Below are 20,802 nucleotides of genomic sequence, written 5' to 3' on the forward strand. Positions count from 1 at the left end.
TCTGCGATCTGGTCACCATTCCCGGCCGTGGCACCTTCGCGTCCATCGCCGGCAATCGTCCGGCCCGCTCGGTGAAGCTGCAGTACAACCTGCACGCCACTGCCGACGTGCCGGTGTCTGCCGACTCCACCCTGGCCGGTCGTGTGGATGTCAATTACACCGGCCCGACCTATGTCAACAGCCTGAACCTCACCACCTTCGGTGAGCGCACGCTGACCAACCTGCGTCTGGCGCTGGAAAGCGATAGCTACTCCATCGCGGCCTGGGTCACCAACCTGACCGACGAGAAGTACAACGCCAACATCATCCAGCAGCCGCGCAATTACAATGTCGGCACCCAGCGCATCATGGAAGTCTATCAGGGTGAGGGCCGCCGCTTCGGCGTGACGGCTTCCGCCAAGTTCTGATGATGCAATGACGCTTCCCCCGGCCGCCACGGCCGGGGGATTGTAGTTTTTACAAGGTTGGAGAACGCGCTCATGACCCTCCGTCAGCCGATCCTGTCCCGCCGTTCCGTCGTGGGCGGCATGCTGGCCGCCGTCCCGCTGCTTGCCGCGTCGCGCGGCTGGGCTGCCGGGCCCCAGACTGTCGATGTCGTGGTTGTCGGTGCCGGCCTTGCCGGTCTGAATGCCGCCGCCATGCTGGAGGAACAGGGGCTGGTGGTGCAGGTGGTGGAAGCGTCCGACCGGGTCGGCGGCCGGCTGCGCACCGGCCGGGCCGAAGGCTATCAGGCGGAGTTGGGCGGCAGCGAGGTGGGCGCCCTTTATGGCCGCGTCCGCGATGCCTGCGCCCGCCACAATGTCGGGCTGACCACCAAGGGCGCCAAGGGCACCGATTTCCTGATCAATGTCGACGGCACCAATGTCCTGCCGTCCGATTGGGCCAAGTCGCCCGTCAACCAGACGCGCGGCAAGGAACGCGACTTCCTGCCCTATATCCTGCAAAACCGCCTGATGCATGACTGGCTGCCCTTCAATCAGACCAATGCCTGGCTGCAGCCCGAGAATTTGCAGTTCGACATTTCCGCCGCCGAACTGATGCGGTCCAAGGGCGTGTCGGAGGCGGCGATCCGTCTGGCCGATCTTGACCTGAACGGCGCCAGTCTGGAGGGCGTATCGGCCCTGTCCATCTTCCGCGACATGGCGCGCGCGCAGGTGGAAGGCTTCAAGGACCCCAACAAGCCCCAATATGGCGGTGCCTCGCTGGTATCCGACCGCAGCTACATCGTCGGCGGTTCCGACATGCTGCCGCGCGCCATGGCCGCCGCGCTGAAACTGCCGGTGCGCCTGAACAGCCCCGTCATCGCCGTCGATCAGGCGGGTGATCAGGTCAAGACCCTGCTGGGTAATGGCGACGTGCTGACCAGCCGCTTCCTGGTGATGGCGGCTCCGTTCAGTGCCGTCAGCCGCATCCGCTTCACGCCGGGCCTGCCCGACGCGCAGGCCGATGCCATTGCCGGCGCGCGCTATTCCGCGACGACACAGTTCCATTTCAAGATCAAGAAGCCCTATTGGGAAAAGGACGGTCTGCCGCCCTCGATCTGGAGCAACGCATCCTTCGAACGCGCCTTCGCCTTGAAGCATCCGGAGACGGGTGAGATCGACAGCATGATCGTCTGGGTCAATGGCGACGGCGCCACCCGCTGGGATGACCGTGATACGTCCAAACAGGTTGAACTGGTGCTGGCCGAACTGGCCCGTATCCGGCCCAGCATGGCCGGCGCCCTGGAATACAAGGTCGGCTATAGCTGGGGCCGCAATCCGTTCGTGGGCGGCAACAAGCATTTCTACGCGCCGGGACAGGTGAAGCGCTTCGCCATGGAAATGGGCAAGCCCGCCGGGCGCATTCATTTCGCGGGCGAGCATCTGCGCCGCCTGGAACATGGCATGGAAAGCGCCATGGAGACGGGCGAGGCCGCTGCACTGGAAATCCTTGAAAAGCTTTAAAGCGGTTTCCGGTTTGCCGGAAACCGCGACGGCGGCGACTGCCGCCGCGCGGCCCATGCCGCGTAAGCCAAGCCGCGGATGCGGCGCCGGCGATTTAGGAAAATGTGTAACCAAGGCGTTTTCCCGACGGCCGGAATCACGCTTCAAAAGTCAACAAGGGGCCGCTGGGGGATATCGGGTATGGAACAACGTGACGCGAACCGGCCGCTGGACAAGGTCCTGGCCTATGGCTTGCCGCTGCTGGTCCTGGTTCATGATCTGCTGACCATGATCCTGCTGCGGTCGGACAAGGCGGCCCCCATCCGCGAACAGTTGCGCGGCTGGCATTATTTCCTGGGCACGGCCCTGTTCCTGTATGCGGCGCTGCGCCTCTGGCAATGGCTGAAGGGACGGGCGCCGGGGCCGCAGGTGCCGCTGCCGCCGCGCGCCAGGGCCTGGGTCATGGCCTTGGTCAACGCCACCTATCTGATGTTTTTCGCGGCCCCGCTGCTGGGTGTGCTGGTGGTGTGGAGCCACGGGATGGACCTGCATCTGGGTCCCATCCCGATCCCGGCCCTGCTGGGGGAGAACCGGGACATCTGGCTGTTCACCGGTTATTTCCATTCCGGGGTTAGCACCAGCCTGCTGGTGCTGAAGCTGGCGGCCCTGCTGACGGCGGTCTGGTTCCTGTTCCGGCATGGGCGCGGCCTGTTCGGCGCCTTCCCACCGGGTTTCGGCCTGTTCGTGCTGCTCAGCTTCTCCTCCTCCGTCTTCGCGCTGTCGACCTTCAAGTCGTATGAGCGGGGGCCGGGCGCGGTTGCCATCTTCCTGGGCATCTGTGCCGCCATCTGGGGCCTGTCATGGCTGGTCCGCCGGGGCCGGGTGACGGCCGTGTCCGATCCTGATGCCGTGCGCGGCGTGGTGCCCGCCGCCATCGCCGCCCTGGCCGTGGTGGTGGTCGGCATGTATGGCCCGCACATGCTGTTCCGCGTCTCCCCCTTCGCGCAGGGGCAGCGGGTGGAGGCGGCGGCCCATGTTACCTCGCATGACGCGCCCCTGATCATCGAGCAATTGCCGCCCGAGACCGATTTCGAACGCAAGGTGCGGGCCGAGACGTTCAAATGGTGCACCTTCTGCCACACCATGAACAAGGGTGGGGCGCATATGGTCGGCCCCAACCTGTACGGCATCATGGGCCAGAAGATCGCCACCGTGCCCAACTTCCCCTATGGTCAGGCGCTGGCCGCCCATGGGCAGGCGGGAGAGGTCTGGACGGATGAGAATCTGGCGAAGTTCCTGGCCAATCCGGACGCCTTCGCGCCTGGCACATCCATGGTCGTGTCGTCGGGCAACATCACGGACCCGGAAACGCAGAAGGCGCTGATCACCATCCTGAAGCGCGAAACGGGGTCGGCGGCGCCGCAGTAAGCGGTTTGTGCGTCTGACCCTCACCCTCCCGAACGCTGGCGCGTTCAGGCCCCTCCCTCTCCCACGTTCGTGGGCGAGGGGCGAAAGTTAAGCCCCTCGCCCGCTGTGCGGGAGAGGGAGGGGCCCAAGCCTGTCAAGGCTTGGGAGGGTGAGGGAACACCATCCGAACGTCACCAAACCTGCCCACACGGCCCGCCCAAAAGGTGGGCCGTACCTGTTTTTCCGGGCCGCCAATCCGTCCGTCCGGTCGACCGCATCCGCACAGCGGTCAAACAGGTCGCCGCCGATGGTGGCGGGCCATGGTTCCGGTACTGCTGAAACAGAGATTTGACCGCTTCCAGAATAGGGGGATGCGATGGGTTACCGCTTGGGCGTCGATGTGGGGGGCACCTTCACCGACCTGCTGCTGTTCAATGATGCGACGGGCGCCTTCTGGCGGCACAAGACCCCGTCGACCCCGGCCGACAGTTCCGTCGGCATCCTGAACGGCGTCACCGCCATCTGCGAAAAGGCGGGCATCACGCCGGCCGACGTCGAGTTCTTCCTGCACGGTACCACGGTCGCCACCAATGCCGTGCTGGAAGGCAAAGGGGCAAAGGTCGGCCTGATCGTCACCGAGGGCTATCGCCAGATCATGCAGATCGCGCGATCCTTCGTGCCGGGCGGTCTGGCCGGCTGGATCGTCTGGCCCAAGCCGGAGCCGCTGGCCCGGCTGGAAAACACGTTCGAGATCAAGGGCCGCATGGACGCCCAGGGTAACGAACTGCGCCCCATCGACGAGGCCAATATCCGCGACGCCCTGCTGCGGCTGAAGGACAACGGCGTGGAGGCGGTCACCGTCTCCCTGATCAACGCCTATCTGAATGGTGCGCACGAAAAGCGCGTGGGCGAACTGGCGGCGGAAATCCTGCCCGGCGTGCCCGTGTCGCTGTCTCATGAGGTCCTGCCGGAGATGCAGGAATATGAGCGCACGCTGACCACCGTCGCCAATGCCTCCGTCCGTCCCATCGTCGGCCGTTATGTCCGCAACCTGCGTGAAAAGCTGCGCTCGGCTGGCATGGCGGGCTCGCTGTCGTTGCTGCGCTCCGACGGCGGTCTGATGTCGTCGGAAAAGTCGGAAGAACATCCTGTCTCCCTGCTGATGTCGGGCCCGGCTGGCGGCGTGACGGGGGCTTTGTGGGTGGGGGCCAATTCCGGTATCCGCAACATCCTGACGCTGGATGTGGGGGGCACCTCGACCGACGTGGCCCTGATTGAAAATCTGGACCCGCGCCGGGTGCGGACCACCGAGGTCGGGCACCTGGCCGTCCGCGCCTCCTCGCTGGATGTGAAGACGGTGGGCGCTGGCGGCGGTTCCATCGCCTATGTGCCGGAACTGACCAAGGCGCTGCGCGTCGGCCCGCAATCGGCCGGTGCCGTGCCCGGTCCCGTGGCCTACGGCAAGGGTGGCCAGCTTCCCACCGTGACCGACGCCAATGTCGTGCTGGGCTATCTGCCCGAGGCGCTGCTGGGCGGCACCTTCAAGCTGGACCGGGAAGGCGCCAAGAAGGCGGTGCAGACCATCGCCGATACGCTGGGCATTGATCTTTATGCCGCCGCACGCGGTATCATCGATATCGTGAACGAGAACATGTTCGGCGCGCTGCGCATGATCTCGGTCCAGCAGGGTTATGATCCGCGCGACTTCGCCCTGATGGGCTTTGGCGGCGCCGGTCCGCTGCATGTCAATGCGGTGGCCCGGCTGATGAGCTCCTGGCCGGCGGTGTCGCCCGTGTCCCCCGGCGTGCTGTGTGCGCTTGGCGATGCGACCACGCGCATGCGCACCGAAACGGCGCGTTCCTTCTCCCGCCGGTTTGACGAGACGGACGAGGCGGAGGTGATTGCCCTCCTGGAATCCATGGCCGCCCAGACGCGGGACGAGCTGAAGGCCGAAGGCATCAAGGACGAAGACATCACCAGCCTGTTCGAGATCGACGTGCGGTACGAGGGCCAGGCCTTCGAAGTGCCGCTGTCCATCGATCCCGAAACCCTGCGCCGTGACGGTCTGGCCGGTGTGACCAGGCGCTTTGATGAAGAGCATCACCGCCTGTTCACCTTCAACATGCCGTCGCCGCATGAACTGGTGAATTTGCGCGCTGTGGCCCTGGGCCCCGTGCTGGACCTGCCGGCAGCCGAACTGCCCCAGGGCAATGGCGATCCGTCGGCGGCCAAGATCCGCGATCATGAACTGTGGATGGATGGCCGGATGGTGCCGGCCGTGATCTATGACCGGTCCCGCCTGAAGGCCGGCGACCTGATCCCGGGTCCCGCCATCGTCATCGAAATGGACAGCACGACGCTGATCGAGGCCGGTTGTGACGGCCTGGTCGACCGCGTCGGCAATATCCTGATCAACCCGCGCTGAAGGGGAGTGTGATCCATGCCCGCCCAGATCATCCAGACCAACAACGCCCCCTTCAACAAGGTCAGCATCGACCCGGTGACGCTGGAAGTCATCGAAAACGCCCTGCGCAATGCCCGTATCGAGATGGATGCCACCCTGGTGCGCACGGCCATGTCGCCCGGCATCCGTGAACAGGGCGACGCCTTCCCCCTGATCGCCGACCGTACCGGCCAGATGATCGTGGGCCAGTTCGGTTCCTATATCGGCCCGTTCCTGGACGGGTTCGAGGGCACGGTCGAAGAAGGCGACATGATCATGCTGTCCGACCCCTATTCGGTCGGCGGCGCCATCAGCCATCTGAATGATTGGCTGGTCCTTCTGCCCGTGTTCAAGGATGGCCGTCTGGTCGCCTACACCTCCATGTTCGGTCACCAGTCCGACATTGGCGGCAAGGTCGTGGGGTCGATGCCCATCGACGCCACTTCGATCTTCGAGGAAGGGGTGCGCATCCCGCCCGTGAAGATCTACAAGAAGGGCGTCTATAATGACGACGTGATCAAGCTGATCATGGCCCAGACGCGCAAGCCCGACTGGTGTACCGCCGACCTGAACGCCCTGATCGCGTCCTGCCGCGTGGCGGCCCGCCGCGTGGTGGAAATGTGCGAGCGGTTCGGCGACGATGTCTTCGCCGCCGCTACCGATGAGCTGCTGGCCCGCAATTACCGCGCCATGAAGCAGTTGATCGCCAGTTCCATCAGCGAGGAGAAGGTCAGTTTCGAGGATTATATCTGCGACGACGGTATGGGTTACGGCCCCTACAAGATCCGCTGCACCATGCATCGTGAAGGCGATATCGTGGTGCTGGATTTCGACGGTACCGACCCGCAGAGCCAGGCCTCGATCAATTTCTTCCTGAACGAAAACATGCTGAAGATGTTCTTCGGCATCTACATGATCATGGTCTTCGACCCGCAGGTGCTGTTCAATGACGGCTATTACGACCTGATCCGGGTGAAGATCCCCGAAGGCTCTCTGCTGAAGCCGAAATTCCCGGCCGCCTTGTCGGGCCGTACCCATGCGCTGGGCCGGCTGTTCGACATCATGGGCGGGCTGCTGGGGCAGAAGACGCCGGAATTCCTCAATGCCGCCGGCTTCTCCTCCTCCCCGCACCTGTTCTATTCCGGCTATGACGCCAAGGGCCGCTGGTTCCAGCTTTTCCAGATCGGGTTCGGCGGCATTCCCGGCCGGCCGCTGGGCGACGGGCCGGACGGGCACTCGCTGTTCCCCGGCTTCACCAACGTGCCGAACGAGTTCCTGGAGCGGTATTTCCCGCTGGTCATCGAACGGTATGAGACGGTGGCCGACAGCGGCGGGGCCGGACTGCATCGCGGGGGCAACGGCATCATCATGACCTACCGCTTCCTGGCCTCGGGCACCATCGCCATCCATGATGACCGCTGGTTCACCATGCCCTGGGGCGTGAATGGCGGCGAGCCCGGTGCCCGCGCCCGCAAGATCCTGGAAAAGCCCGATGGCACCCAGACCGTGGTGGGCAACAAGCTGGAGAACCTGACCATCGAGGCGGGCGACCAGTTGCATTTCATCACCTGGGGCGGCGGCGGCTGGGGCGACCCGCTGCTGCGCGATCCGACCTTGCTGGAACTGGAGCTGGAGCGTGGTCTGGTCACGGTTGAGGGGGCCAAGCGCTATGGCGTCGTGCTGGTCGACGGCAAGGTCGATGCGGCGGCCACCGAGGCGCTGCGCGTGAAGATGCGGGCGGAGCGGGGGCCGGTGACGTCGGTCTTCAATTACGGCCCCGACATCGACACGCTGCGCGCCAACAGCCTGATGGACACCGGCTTGCCGGCGCCGAAGCCGCCGGTCAAGCTGGCGCATTTCGCGGCGTGAGGCTGGGGCGATTGGGCCCTCACCCTCCCAAACGCTGACGCGTTTGGGCCCCTCCCTCTCCCGCAAGCGGGCGAGGGGCAGAAACAGGTTCATAGCCTGAATTTCCGCCCCTCGCCCACGAAAGTGGGAGAGGGAGGGGCCCAAGCCTGTCAAGGCTTGGGAGGGTGAGGGAGCCAGGTTCTCCCTATTTTCAAAACCCGTCCCAGAACAAACGGAGCATCCCATGGCCCCCCTGTCCCGCCGCCTGTTCCTGCTGTCCGCCACGGCCCTGACGGTGCTGCCGGCCTGGGCGGCGCCCGCCGACCTGACCGTCAAAACCCCATCGGGCCGTGCGGTGTCGGTCAGTGTCTGGAAGGCGGTGGGCACGGAGGCCGGGCGTATCCTGTTTTCCCATGGTGCCCTGTCGGCGCCGTGGAAATATCAGCCGCTGGTCGATGCCTGGACGAAGGCCGGTTACAGCGTCTATGCCCCGTTGCATGTGGACAGCGCCGATCATCCCGACCGCGCCAGTTTCCAGGGTCTGGCAAGCTGGCCGGCGCGGATCGAGGATGTGCGGGCGCTGGCGGACCATCTGAACGGACCCTATATCGCCGCCGGCCATTCCTATGGCGCCTTGGTCGCGCTCTGCCTGGGCGGGTCGGCCATCGCCGTGCCGCCGGAGGTGAAAACGCCCCTGCGGGACCCGCGCGCCCTGGTCTCCCTGGCCTTCTCCCCGCCCGGTGCGGGCATGGGCTTCATCAAGGCCGGTGATTATGCGCCACTGGCCGTGCCCGCCCTGATCCAGACGGGCGACAAGGATGTGCCGCCGGGTCAGGTCGGCGACTGGCAAAGCCATCTGCTGCCCTATGACGAAGCCGCCCCCGGCGGCAACCGCTATGCGCTGGTGCTGGACGGGGTTGACCATTATTTCGGTGGCGGCATCTGCCGGCCGGAATTGCCGGGGCCGGTGCAGGCCGAACAGCTCGCCATCGCGGCGGACCTGTCGGTGCTGTTCATGCGCGCCCATGCCAGCGGCGACAAGAAGGCGCTGGCGGCGCTGAATGGTCGCCTGTCGGATAAGGGTCCGGCCCGTTTAACGGTCAAGTGACCGGGGCCGTCCCCGCCGCGCGGGCTTGACCAGCCCGTCACGGTTCAACAAAGCCAAAGCCGCAGTGGCCGTCCCCCGGCAGACGCCGTAATGGGCGGCCAAACCCTTTTGGGTGGTCGGCACGTCCGTTGCCAGATTGCCCAGCAATTCAGCGCGCATCAGCATATAGAGCCGGTAGTAAGCCGGGATCATCATCACGACTTCCGGAATGCCGGCAGCCGCGTCCAGGCTGCGGCGAAGGGTCTGGTTGTCGAGGGAAAGCTGCATCGCGGGTTCTGACAGGGTCCAAAGACAAGCCCGCCACCCACAGGGGGACCGTGGGTGGCGGCAGTTTCAGGAGGAAAACAACAATCGGGTAAGGGGAAGGCTCACGCCTCCGCGATCTCCTCGATGGTGCGGTTGAAGCGTTCCTTGGTGTCGGCCTCGGCCGCCTCACGCGCTTCCTTGCGCATCAGATAGAAGATCCGGTCCAGGAAATCCTGGCGCCAGGCCTCGCGCGCTTCCAGCGCTTCCTGATCCAGCACAAGGGTTTCAATGCCGGCGGCCAGATCCAGGCCCGTGGTCTTGGCATAGCGTTCGACGCTGTCCAGCCGGTCATGCAGAACAGAAATCTCGTTCGCGAGAACCAGGATCATGGACATGGCCTGATCCATGCCGGGCGCTTCATAGAATTGCGGGCGCTTGCCCTTGGCGTCCTTGACGACGTGCGGGCGATTGGCGGTGCTGGTCATCAGGCGGCATCCTTGGCGGCGATCGTCGATTGCTTCCGGGCGATGAACACTTCCCAGCCGCCGCCGGGCGCATATTCACCAGCGGTGAATTCACGTTCGGCCACGGCGCTGGCGGCATCCTGGCTGTATCCGGCGGCCTCGCTGGCGGCGAATTCCATGACGGCCATGGGGGCGGTGTCGAACCGGGCGTCGGCCCGGTCGAACCCAGCCTTCTCTGCCAGTGCGAACTGGTCCATTTCCCGCATGGCGCCCCAGAAGGGCTCGTTATTGTACCAGGTCTCGTTATCCAGGATGAACTGGGTGAACGGGTCCATCAGGTCGAAGGGCGGCAGATCGGCATGGATCATCAATCCGCCCGGTGACAGCAGCCGATGGCATTCCTTGAAGATGCGCGGCATGGCCTTGGCCGACGTCTCGTGCAGCAGGATGTGGCTGACCACCAGATCGAAATGCCCGTCGGGGAACCGGGTTTCCTCCGCGTTCATCTGGGCGAAGTTCACTTCCAGGCCCAGGCCGGCCGCACGGGCATGGGCATAGCGCACGCAAGGCCCGCCGACATCAATGCCCCACACTTCGGCGTCGGGGAACAATTCCTTGTAGGGTAGGGTGGCGTGACCGACCGTGCAACCCATGTCCAGGATACGCTTCGGCTTGAAGTCCGGCATGCGGCGCTGCAGGTAGTTGCAGACCGACCGGCCCATATCGTCGTTCAGCGGGCCCATATAGCCCATGGCGTAAAGATAGACGCCACGGTCATAAAGGGCACCGACGGAGATATCGTTCTTGGCCACTTCCGTGGCATAGCCGCCGGGCATGCAATGAATGTCCAGTGCCGTGATATAGCGCGGGACCGCAAAACCGTCGGGAATATCCAGCACGGCCCCCGACTTGGCCGACAGTTCGGTGGCCTTGTCGATCAGGTCCGGCAATTGCCGGTCGATGCTGATATTGGTGGCCTCCCACAGCAGTTCCTGTGCGATGCGGTTGGCCGAGGCGTAATGCTGGAAATACAGGTCGCGCACCATGCCGGCGCGGATATCGCGGCGGTCGGCGGGCGCCCGCCCATGCTGCGCCTCGAAGGCCGGGGCCACGCGGTTGCGATAGATCGGCGTCAGGCCGGGCAGAAGCTTCTGTTGAATGAAGTTCTTGAAGCTTTTGGTGAATTCCTGGCGCGACGCCTCGTCATGCGTGGCGGTGGGCAGCGCTGGATGCGCCTGTTGCTGGAACGTATTAAGCATGACCGCTCCCGGACCGGTGATGGTTGCTTGGAAAACCCGATGCCGATTGAAGGGCCGGAGGGGGATGCGGGCAAAGGCTGCTGGCCCGGAATGTCCATCAGGTGGATATGGCCGGGATGATCGTTTCCAGGCTGAATTCTTCCGCGCCAGATTTGATGGCGACAAGGAAGGCGGTGCCACGCCCTCCGATCAGAACAATGGGAGTTCCGGGATCATGAGCGGACCTGAATTGACGCGCCGTCAAAGCCTTGGCCTTGCGGCCATGGCTGCCGCCGCTGGTGCGGTTGGCGCCGGTGTGTCGGCGGCTTCGGCGGCGTCCTCTGCCACGCCGTCCTTCCTGACCAAGATCGATTTCAAGGACCCGAAATGGAACCGGGACTCTTATGTCCGCCTTGACGCCGATATCGATCCGACCAAGGAAAAGATTGGCTGGTTCCGGGGTAATGTCTATGGCGTGCGCGATAACGAGCCGGTGCGTACCCTGTTCATCCTGGACGGGTTCAGCTTCGTGCGCACCAAGCGTCTGGAAGACGGTTCCTATCGCCGCATGCTGCGCGAGATCGGCTTCTACCGCGATGCCAAGACCGGCGAAATCCTGAAGACCTGGCGCAACCCTTACACGAACGAGGATGTGCGCGTCGTTCCCATCGCCAATGACCCCTATAATTACACGATCGGTGAATTCCGGCCGCAGCCGCCCTCCTATGGCGGGCTGAACAAGGACAAGCCGCCACCGGAGCCGTTCCTGCTGGACTGGCGTTATGGCCCGGATGACACGGTGATCCTGACCACCGACATCCACCTGTTCTATCCCAACGCCCTTCAGCCCGATAAGTGGGTGCGCGAATCCTCCGGCGCCTTCAACCGCGTGTCGGAACTGTTCACCTATGTGATCAAGCGCAAGGATCTGGAGAACCCGAAGCTGACGCATGTGAAGGCGGTCGGTTCCTGGTCGCGGATCACGCCGTGGCTGCCCTGGATGCTGATGGGTCAGGCGCCGGGCCATATCTCCTATTTCTGTTCCTTCGGCGCCTATGACAGCGTGAACGACATCCCGGCCGACATCCGCGAGGCCGCCCGCGCCATGGACCCGAAATGGCTGGCCGCCCCGACGGAGGATTACGGCCCGTCCCTGTCCAGCATCGAGAACTATGCAAGGTTCCAGACGCCGGCCCCCGTGCCGGCCGGATGGACCCCGCCGCAGCCCCCGCCGCCGCGGACGCTGCCGCCGATGCCGCCCAAGTAAGCGGATGATCGGGCGGGCGGGTGCCACGGTACCCGCCCGCCCTTTTTGTGTTCAAGACATGCTGCGACCTTCCCAAGGATCACGAATGACCGCCGCCCTTACCGATGCGTCCCCGCCCGCCGCCGGCCGTCTGGGCCTTCTGTCCCAGGTCGGCTATGGCGCCGGACAGGTGGCGGGACAGGTATTCCGCGACGTGCCGTCGCTGCTGCTGCTTTTCTTCATGACCACGGTTCTGGGGATCGAGCCGGCATTGGCCGGTGTGGCGATCTTTGTGCCGAAACTGGTCTGGGGCGTGGGCTGCGATTTGGCTGTCGGCGTACTGTCCGACCGCTGGAAACACCGGTTCCACCGTCGCTGGTGGCTGCTGGCCGGTGTCGTCGGTTCCCCCATGGCGTTCCTGCTGCTGTTCCATGTGCCGGCCGACCTGCCGGAGATGGGCCGCGTTGCCTATGTGGCCGCCGCGTTCAGCCTGTATATGGCCGTTTTTGCCAGCTTCTCCGTGCCCTATCTGGCCATTGCCGGTGAATTGTCGGATGACCCGCACCAGCGTACGGTGCTGATGGCCTGGCGGCTGGTCTTTACCGCCGCCGGCGTCCTGATCGGCGGGGCCGTGGCGCCGGGTGTGGTGCAGCATCTGGGCGGCGGGCAGCCGGGATATGAGGGCATGGCCCGCGTCCTGGCCGTGATCTGCCCGCTGTCCCTGCTGATCGCCTTTTTCGGTGCGGGCCGCGCGGCACGGCAGGCCGGACGGGCGCCGGCGGTGGCGACGGGCACGCGCATGACCTTCTCTGCGGCCATCGCCGTGCTGGCGGCGCCGCGTTTCTCCGTTCTGCTGGCTTCCAACCTGCTGCAACTGATCGGGTCGGGCATGGCCTATGCTTCCATGCTGTATTTTCTGACCTACAATATGGGGCAGGGGGCGGCGGCGCTGCAGCTGATCGGCGGGCTGATCGTGGCCGTCTGTGCCGGCATCATCGTGGCCCAGCCCCTGTGGGTGGCGGTGGCCAAGCGGGTAGGCAAGAAGCCGGTCTATGTACTGTCGGCCATCGGCTATGGCGTCACCTATATCGCCTGGTCGCAGAATGCCGGGTCCGGTATCCCGGTCGCCTATGTGTTCTGCGTGGTGGCCGCCCTGTTCAATTCCGGCTGGGCCTTGCTCAGCTTTTCCATGATGTCCGACATCGCGGGGGAGGATCGGGCCAATGCCGGGCTTTATTCCGCCGCCTGGGTGGCGGTGGACAAGATCGGCTTCGCCCTGGGCGGCACCTTGCTGGTCGGTCTGGTCCTGTCGGGCTTCGGCTTTGATGTGGCGCGGTCCATGGCGGGGCTGCCGCAGGAACCGCGCGCCCTGACCGGCGTGATGCTGGCTTTCGGGGTCCTTCCGGGTCTATTCAATCTGGCTGCGGCGGCCCTTTATGGCCGTTTCGGTCGCCACTGACAGTGCTGGAAAGCGGACATCCATGGGCAAGATTGAGGAATTCCGGCGCGGCTGGTCATTGATCCTGGCGGCGGCGACGGGTGTGGGTCTGGGCATCACGGGCCTGACCTTCTATACGCTGGGCATCTTTATCGGTCCGCTGACCCAGGAATTCGGCTGGTCCCGCACCTCGCTGGCCTCTGCTACCATCCTGACCACGCTGACCACCCTGTTCCTGGGGCCGGTCGTGGGGCGTCTGGCCGACCGGTTCGGCGGGCGGACGGTCGGGCTGGTGTCCCTGGTGGGGCTTGCCGCCGGTCTGGGTGGGTTGAGCCTGATCGGTGCGGAATTGTGGAGCTTCTATCTGGCCTTCGGTATCGCCATGGTGCTGGGGGCCGGCACCTTGCCCATCGTCTGGACCCGTGCCGTCAATGCCGGGTTCGACAAGGCGCGCGGCATGGCGCTGGGACTGACCCTGACGGGGACCGGTGTTGTCGCCATCCTGGCTCCGCCCTATACGCAATGGCTGATCGCCGACCATGGCTGGCGCACCGCCTATCTGGGTCAGGCCGCCCTGGTCCTGGTCATCGGCCTGCCCATCGTCTGGCTGCTGTTCCATGAGGTTGGCGGGGCAAAGCAGGCCACCGCCGCCCCCGTTGTCCGGCAGGGGATGAGTGCGGCTGCCGCCCGCCGGTCGCGGCAATTCTGGATGTTGGGCCTGGGTTTCCTGTTCGCCTCCTTCGCCGTGTCCGCCCTGATCGTGCATCTGGTGTCCATCCTGTCGGGGGGCGGGATGGAGCGGGCCAGTGCCGTCTGGGCGGCCAGCCTGCTGGGCTTTGCCATCATTGCGGGCCGCCTCGGCATCGGTGTGCTGGTCGACCGCTTTTATGCGCCGGCCGTGGCTTTCGGCATCCTGGCGGTAGCGGGGGCGGCCTGCTTCCTGCTGATGCTGGCGGGCGGCAGTCTGCCGCTGGCGCTGGCGGCGGTTGTGCTGATCGGTCTGGCGGCGGGGGCGGAGGTCGATCTGGTCGCCTATCTGGCCAGCCGGTATTTCGGCCTGCGCGCCTATGGCGAGATTTATGGCTGGCAGTTGGGCTTCTTCGCCCTGGGTGCCGGTCTGGGGCCGATGGGGGTCGGGCGGCTTTATGACGCGACCGGTTCTTACACGGTCGGCCTGATCGCCTGTGCCGTCGGTTTCGGCGTGGGGGCGGCTCTGATCGGGTTGCTCGGCCGCTATCCGGAGCGGTTTGAAGATTGACACGCTTGTCCGCTGTCCGGACAAGGCGCATCGCCGCCCCAACTTATCCGACGTGATCCTGGCACTGTGTCTTCAACAGACGCATTTGCCAGGGAAACCAATATCATGCCGGATATCGCCGCCCCCGTTTCGGACCTTCTGCCGCGCCTGCGCGCTGTGCTGGGGGAAGGCGCGGTTTTGACGGATGCCGACAGCCTGTCCTTCTTCGGCCAGGATGTGCATTCGATCGGCGCCCCGTTGTTGGCGGTCATCCGCCCGGTGATGCGGGAGGCATTGGCCGATGCGCTGAAACTCCTGCACGCGGCGGGTGTGGCCGTGGTGCCGCGCGGCGGTGGCATGTCCTATTCCAGCGGCTATCTGGCGGGTACGCCCGGCGCGGTGCTGGTGGATACGAGCGGCCTGGACCGGATCATCGAGATCAATGCCGACGACATGTATGTCGTGGCGGAGGCGGGCGTCACCTGGGCAGCCCTGGATGCGGCCCTGGCGCCGCTGGGTCTGCGCACGGCCTTCTGGGGTCCCTTCTCCGGCATTCGCGCCACCCTGGGCGGAACCATGTCGCAGAATGCCGTCACCTATGGTACCGGCACCTTCGGCACGGCCGTGGACAGTCTGCTGGGGCTGGAGGTGGCGCTGGCCGACGGGTCGGTCCTGCGCACCGGGTCCTGGGCGCAACCCAACAGCGTGCCCTTCTTCCGCCATTACGGCCCCGACCTGACGGGGCTGTTCAGCGGCGATGCCGGCGCCCTGGGCATCAAGATTGCTGTTGCCCTGCGTCTGGTCCGCCGCCGGCCCATCACCAGCGGCATCTCCTTCGGCTTTCAGACGTTCGATCAGATGCTGGGCGCCATGGCCGCCGTGGCGCGCGAAGGGGTGGCATCGGAGGCGTTCGGCCTGGATCCGTTCCTGCAAAAGCAGCGTCTGGGCATGGGCGATCTGAAATCCGACCTGAAAATGTTGCTGGCCGTGGGCCGCGCAGGCCGTGGGCCGATTGAATCGCTGCTGCAAATGGCCAAGATCGTCATTGCCGGGCGCGGCTTCCTGGATGGCATCAATTATTCGGCCCATTACACGATCGACGCCTTTGATCGGGATGAGGAACGGTCGATGCTGCGCCGTATCCGCGCAGCGGCGGAGCCGTTCGGCAAGGAGATCGAGAACTCCATGCCGACCCTGGTCCGCGCCTATCCGTTCCCGCCGCTGAACCATATTCTGGGGCCGAAGGGTGAACGCTGGGTCCCCGTGCATGGCATCCTGCCTTTCAGCCGGGTTGCCGCCTTCCGCGCCGATCTGGACGCGCTGTACGCGCGCCACGCGGCGGAGATGACGCGGTGCAAGATTCTGGCTGCCGCCATGTTCTCCACCATCGCCACCAATGGCTTCCTCTATGAACTGGCGTTCTATTGGGAGGATGAGCGCGCGGCCTTCCATGACCGCATCCTGGAACCGGACGCGGCCAGAAACCTGCCGCGCTATCCCGCCAATCCCGACGGTGCGGAATTGATGCGGCAGCTCAAGAAGGAATGCGTGGCGCTTTATGCCAAGCATGGCGCCGCGCACCTGCAGGTCGGGCGGCTGTATCCGGTGACCGGCGCCATGAACCCCGTGACGCGGGAGGTTCTGGGTGCCGTGAAGGCAAAGGTGGACGGCACCGGATTGATGAATCCGGGTGCGTTGGGACTGTAATCAACCGTGGGGAGGGGAGAACCCTCCCCCTATTGGTTCAGGGGAGGACCACCTGCCGGATGACCCGGCCAGCCGCCAGCTCGTCCATCAGGCGGTTGATCTCCGACAAGGGTGCCGTCCCGCTCAACAGCCGATGGACCGGCAGCCGCCCCGCCCGCCACAGACCGATATAGCGCGGCACGTCGCGCGACGGGATGGAGGAGCCCATATAGCTGCCCATCAGTGTCTTGCCTTCGGCCACCAGCGATACGGCCGGGAAGCTCAACATCTCCGCCGGGTTGGGCAGGCCGACCGTGACGGTGCGCCCGCCCCGGCGGGTGGATTTATAGGCGGCGGCCAGCACGGCGGCCTTGCCCGCCGTCTCAATCGCCACATCGGCGCCGCCGCCCGTCAGGTCGGCGATGGCCTGGGCCGCATCGGCAGGTGCCACGGCGGCGGCGGCGCCCAGCTCCAGGGCCAGCTTGCGCTTATCCTCAATGGGATCGACGGCGATGACCGGGTTGGCCCCGGCGGCCACGGCGCCCAGCAGCGACGACAGGCCGACACCGCCCAGCCCATAGACCACAACGCTTTCACCCGGCTTCACGGCGGCCGTGTTCATCACGGCGCCGACACCGGTCAGCACGGCACAGCCGAACAGGGCCGCGATTTCCGGCGCGATGTCGGACGGGATTTTCACGGCGGAACGCTGATCCACCACGGCATGGGTGGCAAAGGCCGACACGCCCAGATGGTGGTTCACTTGCCTGTCCGGCAGTTCCATGATCCGCCGCCCGCCGCGCAGCAGCCGCCCCTCACCATTGGCCGTCGCCCCCGGCTGGCACAGATACCCTTCGCCGGCCCCGCAGCAGGCGCATTGCCCGCAGGCCGGCAGAAAGGCCAGGACGACGCGGTCGCCCGGCTTGAACGGGCTGTCGGGATCGCCGGTTTCCACCACCGTCGCCGCTGCCTCGTGGCCCAGGGCCATGGGCATGGGGCGGGGGCGGTCGCCATTGATCACCGACAGGTCGGAATGGCACAGGCCGGCGGCATCGATGCGGACCAGCAATTCACCGGCGCGCGGCGGGGCCAGTTCCACCTCCGCCAGGCGCAGCGGCCTGCTGTCGGCATAGGGGCCGGGCAGGCCGATCTGGTCCAGGATGGCGGCGGTGATGCGCATGGCGTTTCCCTCGGGCGGTTTTCGATGATCATGCAATGTAATGGCGGCGGTCGCCAGCGGGTGATGAGGCCGGCTCATCACGCCATGGCCGGGACGCCACAGACAAAGACCCCCGGCCCTTGCGGGCCGGGGGTCTGTTCTGGGCGGGCGACCTTAATTGTTCGGCGCGCTGGTGTTGTTGAAGTTCTTCCAGTCCCTGGTGACGAACACCTCGTCAATCAGGGTGCGCTGGAAGCACTTGCCGGCCTTGTACCAATGCCAGGTGCGTGACCGGAACTGGCTGCAGTCGGAAATCTGGATCATTTCATAAAGATACAGGTCCGGCTCGCCCTTGCGGATCCAGTGCAGGCAGGTCGAACGGTCGAAATCGTCGGGCTTCATGGCGGCGGCCCAGCCCTGGATTAGGTCATTGTCCCACCAGATGCGGCCATCGGCGTAAGAGGCCGGGAAATCGCGCACATCGGTGCGGCCATCTTCCCAGAAATAATGATTGGTCTGGTGGTACGGGACCGGCCCATCCTCCGTCATGCGGCAGATCAGGCGGGAGCGATGCTGGTCGATCAGCTTGCCCGTCTCGGCCGAATAATAGCGATACCAGCCCTCCCAGACGCCCTCATGACGGGCCAGCAGGGGCATGTCACGGCGCATGTCGGCGACATTGTTGCTCATATCCAGAAATCCTTATGCTTGAGAGGGTCTGATCAACGCAGATCGACGGTAACCTTGCCCATCGACCGGCCGGAAAGCAGGTGCTCCACGGCGTCCGGCACCTGGGCCAGACCCGCAAACGGCGTATCGTCGAAGGTGACGGAGATTTTGCCCGCAGCATGCAGGCTGAACAGTCTTTCGCGTGCCACTGGCCACAGGTCGGTCAGACGGCCATTCATGAAGCCGCGCACCGACGCGCCCTTGTAATAGAGCTTGTTGCCGACACGCGGGGCCGTGACGATTTCAGGCTTGCCGTCCAGATCCTGGGCCGCGCCGGCCACCACAACGCGGCCCAGCGGGGCGACATTGTCCAGGAAAGCATCGAAGATCGCGCCGCTGACGGTATCGATGGCCAGATCCAGGGCATCACGGAACTCCGTGGACAGGACCTGGGCCACATCCTCGCGCTTGTAATCGATCACCCGGTCGGCGCCCAGGGAGCGGACAAAGGCCGATTTCCGCTCCCCACCGCACACCGCGACCACCCGCGCGCCGGCCAGTTTGGCCAATTGCACCAGCAGATGGCCAAGCCCGCCCGCCGCCGCCGAAATGGCCACCGTTTCGCCCGCGCGCAGCCCGCCGACATGGTCCAGCGCCAGCAGGGCCGACACACCGGTGGAAGCGAGCGCCAGATAGTCGCGATGCGCCGATGGCACCGGAATGAACTGTGTGGCCGGGGCGATGTTGGCCTGACGGTAGCCGCCCGTGAAGCGGTTGGTGGCGGCGGCATCACCGGGCTTGAAGCCCGTCACCCCTTCGCCCACCGCCTCCACCACGCCGATGGCCTCCACCCCCGTCCAAGTAGGCAGGGGAATGCGGATATAATCCACGGCGTCGCGGGCGATCTGGGTATCGAAGATGCCGTTGACGCCGCACCAATGGTTGCGCACGCGGATCTCACCGGGGCCGGGATCGCGCAGCTTCTGTTCCACGGTCTCTACCGCCTCACGAAAGCTGCGGGCGAAGCGGACCTGCTGCAGGGCCGTGTAGGTGTTGGTCATTTCGGGTCCTTGGCAAAGCCCAGCACGCCGGGATTCAACAGACGGGCCGGGTCCACCGCATCCTTCAGCGCGTCCAGCAGGGCGCGGCTGGCGCCGTCCCGGCTTTCACGATAGGGATAGGAACGGCCCACCTGCAGATGCCCGCAGCCGAAGCGCTGGAAGGTGGCGATCAGGCGCTTGCGGGTTTCCACCACCACCGCCGTGGCGTCGGGATTGTCCGGGAATTCCGGCAGGCGCGCCATGTGTGCTGGTTCCAGCGCCTCGTAATGGACCGGCAGCCGCTTTTCCGGCCAATAGATCACCGGTTCCAGGATCAGGGCATTGGTCGACATCGACGTGAACAGGTAACCCGTCTTGATGTCGTGCCGGGCAAATGCATCTGCCATGCCGGCGAACACCTGCTCCAGCGCCTCATACAGGGCCGGGGCCTTGGACAGCGAGATCTGGCCATGGATGGGAATCCAGCGCTCCCCCCCCGGGCCCAGCGCGCTGTTCAGCGGCGGGAAGGGCATGGCGCGGATGACCTTGGCGATGGTGTTCGCCACCTCGCGGCCATGATGCTCAGCGGCGATGCGCCGGGCCGTGGCCATGTCATGGGCCACACCCTCGGCCGACCGCCCCTCCGCATTCATATGCAGGGGGAAGCTGTCCAGGCTGGCAAAGCTGCGGCCGGCACTGGCCACCCGCACGGCCTCCCACAACCCGCGGAGCAGCGATTTCTGGCGGGTGACCACGGCACCCAGCGCCTTCACATCGCTGGTCATGGAGGCACGTTGCATGCGCACCCGTGTCAGGCCGGGGTCAAACGCACACATTTCCGCCGCCACGCCAGCCCGCGCCAGGGCCGCCATGGCCCGCATCAGGTCCCCACCCGTGGGGAATTCGAAACTGGCGTAATCCTCATGTTTCGGGGCCTGGATCAGGCGCAGGCTCACATGGGCCTTCACCCCGAAGGCCCCGCAATCGCCACAGAACAGGCCGGTCAGGTCCGGTCCGAAATGCCGGTAGAAGGGGGTGTCCCCATCCTCACCGCGCGCACCGGTGCGCAGGATCGATCCATCGCCCAGCACCATGGTCAGGGCCACGACACTCTCGCTGGACGTGCCATGATGGCCGGCGCCCAGCATGGCGTTCAACTGCGACACGCCGCCGCCAACGGTGGAGGTCAGGCCCGACATGGGGCCGAAAAACGGGGTGCGCAGCCCATGCGGGGCCAGCGCCTTGTTCAGGTCGATCCAGGTGCAGCCGGCCTCAACTGTCACCACCATATCATCGGGGCGCAGGTCGATGACGCGGTTCATCCGCCGCATGTCCAGCGATACGGTCCCGGACTTTGTGGGGATAAAGCCGCCAGTATAGCTCATGCCCGCGCCGCGCGGCGCCATCGGCACGCGATGCCGGTGCAGCAGGCCCATGATGGCGGACAGTTGGTCCAGGCTTTCGGGGGCGACCACCAGGGCCACCGGTTCCGCGCTTTCCGACCAGATGTCACCGCTGTGCAGGCGGCGGGCCGCCGCATCGTCGGTGACGCCGCCGGGACCGGTGATGGAGAGCAAGGCGGCTTTCAAGCCGTTGCCCATATTGTCCCCGTGTGAAGCGCCGTCCGGCATGACCCTAACCCCAATCC

17 protein-coding genes are annotated in these 20,802 nt (G+C 65.4%); 10 read left to right on the forward strand and 7 right to left on the reverse strand.

The window, feature by feature from the left end:
- From KBA48_RS19910 to KBA48_RS19935, 6 genes are all read left to right on the forward strand, one after another.
- The coding region (locus KBA48_RS19910; RefSeq protein WP_292909596.1) for a TonB-dependent receptor at positions 1-407 on the forward strand (407 nt) is incomplete at its 5' end.
- Between the two features lie 72 nt (positions 408-479).
- Complete coding sequence (locus KBA48_RS19915) at positions 480-1,946, forward strand: FAD-dependent oxidoreductase (RefSeq protein ID WP_292909598.1); 1,467 nt, start codon at positions 480-482, stop codon at positions 1,944-1,946.
- Positions 1,947-2,126: 180 nt separating this feature from the next.
- On the forward strand, positions 2,127-3,353 hold the full coding sequence (locus KBA48_RS19920) for a hypothetical protein (RefSeq protein ID WP_292909600.1): 1,227 nt from the start codon (positions 2,127-2,129) through the stop codon (positions 3,351-3,353).
- A 355-nt stretch (positions 3,354-3,708) separates the two neighbouring features.
- Complete coding sequence (locus KBA48_RS19925; RefSeq protein ID WP_292909602.1) at positions 3,709-5,757, forward strand: hydantoinase/oxoprolinase family protein; 2,049 nt, start codon at positions 3,709-3,711, stop codon at positions 5,755-5,757.
- A gap of 15 nt (positions 5,758-5,772) precedes the next feature.
- A complete protein-coding gene (locus tag KBA48_RS19930) occupies positions 5,773-7,644 on the forward strand; it encodes a hydantoinase B/oxoprolinase family protein (protein WP_292909604.1) in 1,872 nt (623 codons plus the stop codon).
- Positions 7,645-7,867: 223 nt separating this feature from the next.
- Positions 7,868-8,731, forward strand: a complete 864-nt coding sequence (locus tag KBA48_RS19935; protein WP_292909606.1) for an alpha/beta fold hydrolase — start codon at positions 7,868-7,870, stop codon at positions 8,729-8,731.
- On the opposite strand, the gene KBA48_RS19940 is transcribed toward KBA48_RS19935, so the two are convergent.
- The 3 genes from KBA48_RS19940 to KBA48_RS19950 form a co-directional block, all read right to left on the reverse strand.
- Positions 8,717-8,998, reverse strand: coding sequence for a hypothetical protein (locus tag KBA48_RS19940; RefSeq protein ID WP_292909608.1), 282 nt, complete (start codon positions 8,996-8,998; stop codon positions 8,717-8,719). The two genes, KBA48_RS19935 and KBA48_RS19940, sit on opposite strands and share 15 nt — an antisense overlap.
- A gap of 101 nt (positions 8,999-9,099) precedes the next feature.
- Entirely contained in the window at positions 9,100-9,462 is a 363-nt protein-coding gene (locus tag KBA48_RS19945; RefSeq protein WP_292909610.1) for a hypothetical protein, read from the reverse strand.
- Complete coding sequence (locus KBA48_RS19950) at positions 9,462-10,700, reverse strand: class I SAM-dependent methyltransferase (protein WP_292909612.1); 1,239 nt, start codon at positions 10,698-10,700, stop codon at positions 9,462-9,464. The genes KBA48_RS19945 and KBA48_RS19950 overlap by 1 nt, the downstream gene beginning before the upstream one ends.
- Before the next feature lie 214 nt (positions 10,701-10,914).
- On the opposite strand from KBA48_RS19950, the gene KBA48_RS19955 reads away from it, so the two are divergent.
- The 4 genes from KBA48_RS19955 to KBA48_RS19970 all read left to right on the forward strand — a co-directional run bounded on the left by KBA48_RS19955 (position 10,915) and on the right by KBA48_RS19970 (position 16,307).
- A complete protein-coding gene (locus tag KBA48_RS19955; RefSeq protein ID WP_292909614.1) occupies positions 10,915-11,946 on the forward strand; it encodes a DUF1838 family protein in 1,032 nt (343 codons plus the stop codon).
- 85 nt (positions 11,947-12,031) lie between these two features.
- Entirely contained in the window at positions 12,032-13,384 is a 1,353-nt protein-coding gene (locus tag KBA48_RS19960; protein ID WP_292909616.1) for an MFS transporter, read from the forward strand.
- 22 nt (positions 13,385-13,406) lie between these two features.
- Positions 13,407-14,621, forward strand: coding sequence for an MFS transporter (locus KBA48_RS19965; RefSeq protein WP_292909618.1), 1,215 nt, complete (start codon positions 13,407-13,409; stop codon positions 14,619-14,621).
- A gap of 105 nt (positions 14,622-14,726) precedes the next feature.
- Complete coding sequence (locus KBA48_RS19970) at positions 14,727-16,307, forward strand: FAD-binding oxidoreductase (RefSeq protein WP_292909620.1); 1,581 nt, start codon at positions 14,727-14,729, stop codon at positions 16,305-16,307.
- 37 nt (positions 16,308-16,344) lie between these two features.
- Here KBA48_RS19970 and KBA48_RS19975 read toward each other — a convergent pair whose 3' ends face one another.
- The 4 genes from KBA48_RS19975 to KBA48_RS19990 form a co-directional block, all read right to left on the reverse strand.
- A complete protein-coding gene (locus tag KBA48_RS19975) occupies positions 16,345-17,466 on the reverse strand; it encodes a zinc-binding dehydrogenase (RefSeq protein WP_292909622.1) in 1,122 nt (373 codons plus the stop codon).
- A gap of 153 nt (positions 17,467-17,619) precedes the next feature.
- On the reverse strand, positions 17,620-18,135 hold the full coding sequence (locus KBA48_RS19980; protein ID WP_292909624.1) for a hypothetical protein: 516 nt from the start codon (positions 18,133-18,135) through the stop codon (positions 17,620-17,622).
- A 32-nt stretch (positions 18,136-18,167) separates the two neighbouring features.
- Positions 18,168-19,175, reverse strand: coding sequence for a zinc-binding dehydrogenase (locus KBA48_RS19985; RefSeq protein WP_292909626.1), 1,008 nt, complete (start codon positions 19,173-19,175; stop codon positions 18,168-18,170).
- Positions 19,172-20,785, reverse strand: a complete 1,614-nt coding sequence (locus tag KBA48_RS19990; RefSeq protein WP_292909628.1) for an FAD-binding oxidoreductase — start codon at positions 20,783-20,785, stop codon at positions 19,172-19,174. Before KBA48_RS19990 ends, KBA48_RS19985 begins: the two co-directional genes overlap by 4 nt.
- Between the last annotated feature and the right edge of the window lie 17 nt (positions 20,786-20,802).

It is taken from the genome of Niveispirillum sp., assembly GCF_017996735.1.
Classification (GTDB): domain Bacteria; phylum Pseudomonadota; class Alphaproteobacteria; order Azospirillales; family Azospirillaceae; genus Niveispirillum.